Raw genomic sequence first — 8,318 nt, forward strand, 5'->3', positions numbered from 1 at the left:
GACAAGAAGTTTCCTGTCTAATATCCTTGATTTTAAAAAAAGTGACGATAATCAAAGAAGTGAATATTTCCACTTGACAATCGTCATTTCATAACAGAGAGGAGTTTCTATGATCGTTTTAGGAATTGAGAGCAGCTGTGATGAAACGGCAGTTGCCCTTGTCAAAGATAAAAAAGAAGTACTTTCATCGATCGTTGCCAGTCAGATCGATGTACATAAAGAATTTGGCGGTGTCGTTCCGGAAGTCGCCAGTCGTATCCATATTGAAAATATTTCCTATTGTATTGAAGCCGCTTTAAAGGAAGCCGGATGTACGATGGAGGATGTTGATGCGGTTGCGGTGACAAAGGGACCGGGTTTGATCGGTTGTCTGCATGTTGGTGTGCAGGCGGCCAAGACGTTGGCTTTCGCCTATCACAAGCCACTGATACCGGTGCATCATCTGGCAGCCCATATTTACGCCAATGAGCTGGTGGTCGATATGAAATATCCTTTATTGGCCCTAGTCGTATCCGGAGGTAATACCGAACTGGTCTATATGAAAGATGAAACCAGCTTTGAGATTTTAGGCGAAACACAGGATGATGCGATTGGAGAAGCGTATGATAAAGTTGCCAGAGTGTTAGGCTTAGGGTATCCAGGCGGACCAAAGATCGATAAAATGGCCAAAGAAGGAAAACCGGTTTATGAATTGGCAAAGCCGAAAACACAGGGGCGCTACGATTTCAGCTTTTCTGGTTTAAAGAGCAGTGTTCTTCAATTTACCAAACGTATGGAAAGACAGGGAAAAACTTATGATTTGAACGATTTGGCTTGTTCTTTCCAGGAGTGCGCGTTGGATGAAATCTTTTCCAGAATTCATGCGGCTTTGGATGATCATCCCGAAATTCGTCACTTTGTCGTAGGTGGTGGTGTCAGTGCCAATTCCAGACTTCGTGAAAAGATCGAAGAATTAAAAACGGAATATCCAAATATTACCTTTACCGTGCCACCGATGTATTGTTGTACAGATAATGCCGGAATGATCGGAGTGGCCGGAACGATTGCTTATGTATCCGGACGAAGAGGCGATGAAACCTTGACCGGAGATGCCAGCTGGCCTATTCAATAGTTTTATATTGTCCTTACCCTATGCGGTAAGGCTTTTTTATAAGGTTGTGTGATTTGAATTCTTTTTGATAGAATGTTATATAGGTGATGAACATGGAAGATCAATTCAATAAGGAAATACAAGAAGCGATTCAGGCGGCCAATTATGCTTTGGCATGTTTAAGCCAAGCCGATGCCTATCTTCAAAGTGCCAAAAACTGGGGATTGTTTGATATGCTTGGCGGAGGCGTGCTAACGACTTTTTTTAAACATTCGAAAATGGACGATGCCCGTTATGAAATGGAAAGAGCCAAAAGAGCACTGCAGGACTTTCGTAAAGAATTGGCGGATGTCGATCAACGCCTTCATTTAAGTTTGGAGATTGGAGATTTTTTGACCTTTGCCGACTATTTCTTTGATGGACTTATCGCGGATTGGCTGGTACAAAGTAAGATTCAAGATGCGAAAGCCCAAGTAGAAAACGCGATCATTCAAGTACGACAGATTCGTGAAGATCTGTTACGCTATCGATAAAAGAAAAAAGATGCGATCCAATATATATGATTTAGGGAGATTGTTATGAAGAATAAACATTTTAAGACCAGTTTTAACTGGAAATACGAAGGGCCTTCCTTCACTAAGGATTTATCCACAAAACAAAAGATCATTTTATTGATTTTATGGCTTGTTGCCGGGGCTATCGGTTATTATATATTCCATCCGGTCATTAGCTATAAGACGGTTACTGGCTTTGCCTATGTGATCTATATCATCGTATTGGTTGGCATTGTATCCTTGTTCTTTCAGAAATCATCGATTTCATATGGGAAATCGTCTTTTAAAATGACGGCTTTAAAGATCATTTTAGGACTATCTGTTATTTGGGTGCTTGGCTCTTTAGCCGTATGCAATCCAGTATTTATGGCTTCTTATTTTGCCGATCGTATCCAGATTGAAAATGTAGATTTTGATAAAGTAAAAGAAGTGGATTTTACTAAGACACCGATCATCGATCGTGATTCAACGATCGTTTTAGGCGACCGTGTAATGGGTGAGATGCCGGAGCTTGTTTCCCAGTTTGAAGTCAGTGAAGAATACACACAGATTTCTTATAAAGACAGCGTCTATCGCGTGACACCGCTTGAATATGCCGGTTTCTTTAAGTATCTGGGAAATCAAGAAGAAGGTATTCCTGCCTATATTCTGGTCAATTCTGTTACCGGAGAAGCTGAGCTGGTGAAACTGGAAGATTTGGGATTGGATGGAATGAAGTATGTTCCTTCCGGTTATTTTAATCATGATCTATATCGTAAGCTGCAAATGCAGTATCCAACTACGATTTTTGGAGAACCCTCTTTTGAAATCGATGAAGAAGGGCATCCATGGTATATTTGCACAACGTATGATTATGCCGCTTTTGAAACTAGAAAAACGGTTTCCGGTGTTGTTTTATTTGATCCGATCACAGGAGAATCGACAAAATACGATGATGTGCTCGATGCGCCAACCTGGGTCGATCGCATTTACCCGGAAAGCTTGGTCACAGAACAGGTGAATCAAAATGGCTCCCTGCAAGATGGCTTTATTAACTCTGTTATCGGTCAAAAAAATGTCACTTATACCAGTGAAGGCTATAACTATCTGGCACAGGATGGGGATATTTATATTTATTCCGGTATCACATCGGCTAATAAAGATTCCAGTAATCTAGGCTTTGTGTTAGTCAATTTAAGAACGCATCAAGCCATGAAGATCTCATCACCGGGTGCCAATGAAACAAGCGCCATGGCCTCGGCAGAAGGCGAAGTGAAAAACTATGGCTATACATCTACCTTCCCGCTTTTGGTCAATGTCAATGGTTCACCGGTCTATATGATGGCTTTAAAGGATGACAGTGGCCTGATCAAAATGTATGCGATGGTAGATGCCAGCGATTATCAAAAAGTCGCAACGATTGCATCCGATGAGGGATTTGAGAATCTAAAAAAGAAGTTCCTGGCCTTGGAAGGGACACAAGCAATTGACAAGGATGAATTGGAAACAAAAGACATCACAATCGAAAGTGTACAGATCTTCGCTATTGAAGATACGACAAAGTGTTTTTTGATAGATACTGAACATAATCGTTATAAGTTTACGATCACGGATCAAAATGAGGATGTAGCCGCCTTTTTAAAGGCACAGGATGTCGTAACGATCACATACAGTCCGCAGGAAGATGTCAATCTGATTCAATCGATTGAAACCAAATAAGTCAATTGTATGGTTTTGTGCTAAAATATCACTATGAATAAGTTAGAAAACGCAAGAAAAACGATCAATCAGATCGATCAGGAAATGGCAGCCTTGTATGAAAAGCGAATGAATGCGGTTCAGGAAGTGCTGGCCTATAAAAAAGAAAATGGACTTCCGGTCTTCGATGCATCCAGAGAACAGGAAGTCATAGAAAGAAATCTGGAGCATATTCAAAATCCGGATTACAAGCTCTTTTATAAAGATTTTCTACATCATGTGATGGAGAATTCAAAAGATTATCAAAAAACACTTTTAAGTGAAGATGTCGTTGCCTATGCCGGTGTACAGGGAGCTTTTTCTCAAATCATGGCACAGCGATTATATCCGGAAAATCGGAAGCTGAATCTTAAAAACTTTGATGAAGTCTTTAAAAGTGTTGTGGAAAAGAAGGCGCAGTATGGTGTCATTCCTTTTGAGAATACGAATTCCGGCTCGGTAGGAGAAGTGTTAGATGCTTTATTGGAGTATTCGGTCTATATTCAGGGAATCTATGATCTAAAGGTAGAACAATGTCTTTTAGGAACAATGGATGCGACATTAAAAGATATCGAATGGGTGTATTCCAAAGATCAGGCATTATGGCAAGCCAAGGATTTCTTAAAGGAATTAGGTGTGCAGACAGTCAGTTATCCCAACACAGCCATGGCTGCCCAATACGTTGCCAGTGAACAGGATAAGACCAAAGCCGCTATCGGCGCCAAAGAAAATGCACAGTTGTACGGCTTAAAGGTACTGGCTTCACAAATTGAGGCACATACCGAAAACACAACTCGTTTTCTGGTCATTGGTTTAGAGCCTAGGAACAAGGGTGATCGTTTTAGCGTGATTTTAAGCGTTAAGCACCAGAGTGGTTCTTTAGCAAGGATCATTGAGATCATTGCCCGCTATCACATCAATATGGAAAGTATTCAATCGAGGCCGATCAAAGGTAAACCATTTGAATATTTCTTCTTTATTGAGATGGATGGAGATTTAAACAATGCCCAGGCATGTTTAAAGGATATAGAAAAAAATTGTGAGAGTTTAAAGGTTTTAGGAACTTATGCGTTAGGAGGGAAATAAGATGAGCTTTGTCAAAGAAAATGTAAATCGCCAACCGATTGTCGATACGGTATTCGCTATCGTGAAAAAGGCAAAAGAAGATAAAGAAAAGATCGGAGAAGAAAATGTTGTGGATGCGACAATTGGTTCTTTGTATAACGAACAAGGAAGTCTGGTTGCCTTAGACAGTGTATTTTCTTCGTTGAAAAGTCTGGACAACAAAGTATTGGCTGCGTATGCGGCAAGCTTTACCGGAAATGATGATTTTAAAGATCGTGTTTATAAGTGGGTGTTAGACGGAAATAGTCACTTACATCATGAAGTGATTGCGACACCGGGTGGTACCGGAGCTGTGGCAATGACCATTCAGGAATGTCTGGATGCCGGACAAACTGTCATCCTGCCGGAAATCGCATGGGGCAGCTATAACTTAATGGCACAGATGAATAATCTTTCTGTCAAAACGTATGCACTGTTTGAAGAAGATCACTTTAATCTGGCTTCCTTTAAAGAAACTTGTGAACAAGTTATGAAAGAACAGGATAAGCTGGTGATCGTCATCAATGATCCTTGCCATAATCCTACCGGATATTCACTATCTTCACAGGAATGGAAAGATGTGATTGCGTTCTTGAATGAATGCTCTAAAACGCATAAAGTTGTTTTGTTGAATGACATTGCGTATATTGATTTTGCCTATGGACAAAAATTGGCTAAAGAATATTTCTCTGTCTTTGATGATATTTCTGAAAATATGGCAGTGATCGTAGCTTTTAGTTTAAGCAAATCTATGACAAGCTATGGTCTTCGCTGTGGTGCTGCCATCGTCATGGCACAAACGGAAGATATCGTACAGGAATTAAAAATTGTCTTTGAAAAAGATGCCAGAGCTACATGGTCAAACATCAACAACGGTGCTATGGCTGCCTTTGTCGATGTGATGGATCATCATTTAAAAGAATACGACCAGGAGCGTTTACAGTATGTTGCCTTATTAAAAGAGCGCAGTGATCTTTTTGTCAAAGAAGCCAATGAAGTCGGCTTGAAACATTATCCATATAAAGAAGGTTTCTTTGTGACACTTTCAATGGACAATACGACAAGAGATGCCTATCATGAAGCTTTGATGAAAAATCATATCTATACGGTAAAGGTCAACAAAGGAATTCGTGTTGCGGTATGTTCTTTATCTCTTGATAAAATCAAGGGATTGGCCAAGAAAATGAAAGATATTTTAGATACAATTCAATAAAAGAATGCAGATAGACAAAAAAATAAATGTGTCTATCTGCTTTTTTGTTTATAATAGAAAATATGAAATGGGGAATTATTGATGTAGGCGGTGGTATGCGCGATATTTTCGGTACCGGTGTACTGGATGCCTGCTTAGAAAAACAAATTCAATTTGATTATGCGATCGGTGTATCGGCCGGCAGCGCCAATCTTGCCAGTTTCTTGTCCTGTCAAAAAGGAAGAAACAAGCGCTTTTATACCCAGTATGCCAAACACAAAGAATATATGTCTTTGTCCAACTGGATTCATAAGAAAAACTATTTAGATCTGGATTATATTTATGGTACTTTAGCTAACAGTAATGGTGAAGATCCAATGGATTATGAAACATTTGCCAAGGATCCTACTGAATTTGAAGTTGTTTGTACGGATGCCAGCACAGGCAAACCAGTCTATTTTTCAAAAAAAGATATGCCTTTGGATCAGTATGACATCCTAAAGGCAAGCAGCTGCATGCCTATTGTGTGCCAGCCATATCCGATTTATGATGCCTTGTACTTTGATGGTGGAATGTCCGATCCGATACCTGTTGAAAGAGCCTTACAAAAAGGATGCGATAAAGTTGTTGTGATCTTGACAAGACCAAAAGAAGAAAAAAGAAATCCGAAAAAAGATAATTTGACCTCTAAATTTTTAAGGAAAACTTATCGAAATTCCGGAAACAGTTTAAGCCAAAGAGCCTATGTTTATAATGAGAGCTTGGAACGCATACAAGAGATGGAGAAAGAAAATAAGGTTTGTATTTTGGCACCAGATACGATTGGAAATATGAAAACACTGACAATGGATGAAAACTGTCTGGAAGATTTATATCAACAGGGACAAAAGCAGATCCAAAAATTGATGAAATTTATGCAGCAATAAACCTTTTATATAGTGACTTGATTTATTTATAAGTTATTTAGTACAATGATGTTAGAAAGGGTACGTATCGATCTTTTAAATTGGATACGATCAAAAACATATTATGATCAAAAAAATAATATCTGCGGTATTGGTATGTGCTTTTGGTATTCTGTTATTTGGCTGTGGAAGCTCAGAAAAAGTGCAGATGCAGGAAGCAAAGGAAGTTGTGGCCGATTATTTTGAAGATTTGAAGTCTGCACAATTTGACAAAGCATCCGATTATGTTTCATCAGACTATAAGGACCCGTTGCGACTGGAAGAGATAGAACCGGCTTTGTCAGGTTTGATGTTAGGAATGAACGCTTCTATGAACACGGGTGAGGAATTTAAAAAAAGTTTTCATCAATTTATGGATGTAGTGATGAACCAAATCGTGAATACGTATGACATAGAAAAGGCCAAATGGCAAAAAGATGGAGTCGTGGATGTTCAGGTTAATTTTGAAGGAAAAGATCTGGCTTCTTTTGATCCTGCGGACTTAGATGAAGATGCGAATACATATATGGAGTCTTATCTTGTAGAAAATCAAGATCGTTTAACGGCATTGTATGAAGAAAAAGGCGAGCAGGAGGCTTATAAAGTCATTTTAGATGAACTGAGTAAACCTTTGTTTGAATTATTGGAAAAACATGTCAAAGAAGACTTACCGGATATCACGTATAAGGTACGATTACGTGTTGAAAAACAGAACGATGAATGGCTGATCACAAAATCAGAAATTATGAATTAAGAGGTTTCAAGCCTATTTTTTTGTTTCTAAAGAGTAGTGTATAAATCAAGTGTATATTTTACAGAATCCGAACATTTTATTCATTGAATACGCTTACAAATGTGCTATATTTTGATATAATTGAGATAAATAAAGGAGACGCTTAACCTTCAATTTGTTGATATGACATAAATAGTGTCGAATCAGACAGTATTTTATAAGTACAGAGAAACGAGGTACTTATATGTTGATGAATACTAGTTCTGATTTTTTAGTCCCTTCCATTGATGAAAAACTTTGCGCTTATCAAAAAGATCGCATTTCTCAAATGATCCGTGATTATCTGGAAATCAATCAACAGATGGATCACTTTCATTTCGAATACTGTCCTAAATGTGGTCAACATCATCCCGTGCTCGTAAAAGCAGGTAAAACTAAGGCTGGTAAACAGATGTTGAAATGTAATTCCTGTAAAAAACGCTTTGTATGTGATCATGGTCAGTTGACTTACTATTCTCATCAACCGCAGTCGAAATGGAACGATCTGATCATAGAAACGCAGAATGGAAATTCGCTGCTTCACACAGCTGCTAAAATTGATGTACATGAATCCACGGCTTTTCGTATGCGTCACAAATATCTTCATTTCATTGAAGATATGGAGTGTCCCATATGTACTACATCATGAAATCGAAATGGATGAAACGTATGTGACACATTGCCGTAAAGGCCGTTTTATCAAAGATCATCCCGGCAAGAAGCGGGGGACCTGTGCTTCCAGGGCCGGTTTGTCCGATGAGAAAGTGTGCATAATAACAGCAGTGCAACGTCTGGGAAAATGTATTGCACGGTCATTCAATGTAGCGAAACCTTCTATAAAAAATGTAGAAGACTTTTGTCAATCCGTTGCCAATAAAAGCTACGTCTGGACAGATGGACTGCAAAGTTATACGAAAGTCCTCTGTGAAAAGAAATGCACCAACCA

Annotated in this window: 9 protein-coding genes; all 9 read left to right on the forward strand. The window is 39.0% G+C overall.

Annotated elements, in window-relative coordinates; all coding sequences use genetic code 11:
* The first annotated feature begins 109 nt into the window (after positions 1–109).
* Complete coding sequence (tsaD, locus tag U0M88_RS08440) at positions 110–1,111, forward strand: tRNA (adenosine(37)-N6)-threonylcarbamoyltransferase complex transferase subunit TsaD (protein WP_117447096.1); 1,002 nt, start codon at positions 110–112, stop codon at positions 1,109–1,111.
* 92 nt (positions 1,112–1,203) lie between these two features.
* Positions 1,204–1,623, forward strand: coding sequence for a hypothetical protein (locus U0M88_RS08445; protein ID WP_331869540.1), 420 nt, complete (start codon positions 1,204–1,206; stop codon positions 1,621–1,623).
* A gap of 45 nt (positions 1,624–1,668) precedes the next feature.
* On the forward strand, positions 1,669–3,342 hold the full coding sequence (locus U0M88_RS08450) for a hypothetical protein (RefSeq protein ID WP_168965924.1): 1,674 nt from the start codon (positions 1,669–1,671) through the stop codon (positions 3,340–3,342).
* Between the two features lie 33 nt (positions 3,343–3,375).
* Positions 3,376–4,446, forward strand: coding sequence for a chorismate mutase (locus tag U0M88_RS08455; protein ID WP_331869541.1), 1,071 nt, complete (start codon positions 3,376–3,378; stop codon positions 4,444–4,446).
* 1 nt (position 4,447) lies between these two features.
* Positions 4,448–5,677 (forward strand): pyridoxal phosphate-dependent aminotransferase, encoded by a 1,230-nt coding sequence (locus U0M88_RS08460; RefSeq protein ID WP_331869542.1) that lies wholly within the window; start codon positions 4,448–4,450, stop codon positions 5,675–5,677.
* Between the two features lie 62 nt (positions 5,678–5,739).
* A complete protein-coding gene (locus U0M88_RS08465) occupies positions 5,740–6,582 on the forward strand; it encodes a patatin-like phospholipase family protein (protein WP_331869543.1) in 843 nt (280 codons plus the stop codon).
* Between the two features lie 103 nt (positions 6,583–6,685).
* On the forward strand, positions 6,686–7,354 hold the full coding sequence (locus U0M88_RS08470; RefSeq protein ID WP_117447101.1) for a hypothetical protein: 669 nt from the start codon (positions 6,686–6,688) through the stop codon (positions 7,352–7,354).
* Between the two features lie 223 nt (positions 7,355–7,577).
* Positions 7,578–8,021: an IS1 family transposase gene (locus U0M88_RS08475; RefSeq protein WP_172459579.1), complete on the forward strand. Its 444-nt coding sequence runs from the start codon at positions 7,578–7,580 to the stop codon at positions 8,019–8,021.
* 7 nt (positions 8,022–8,028) lie between these two features.
* Positions 8,029–8,318: transposase (locus U0M88_RS08480; protein WP_331869544.1), on the forward strand; the 290-nt coding region annotated here is incomplete at its 3' end.

It is taken from the genome of Faecalicoccus sp., from assembly GCF_036552745.1.
In the GTDB taxonomy this organism is placed as follows: domain Bacteria; phylum Bacillota_I; class Bacilli_A; order Erysipelotrichales; family Erysipelotrichaceae; genus Faecalicoccus.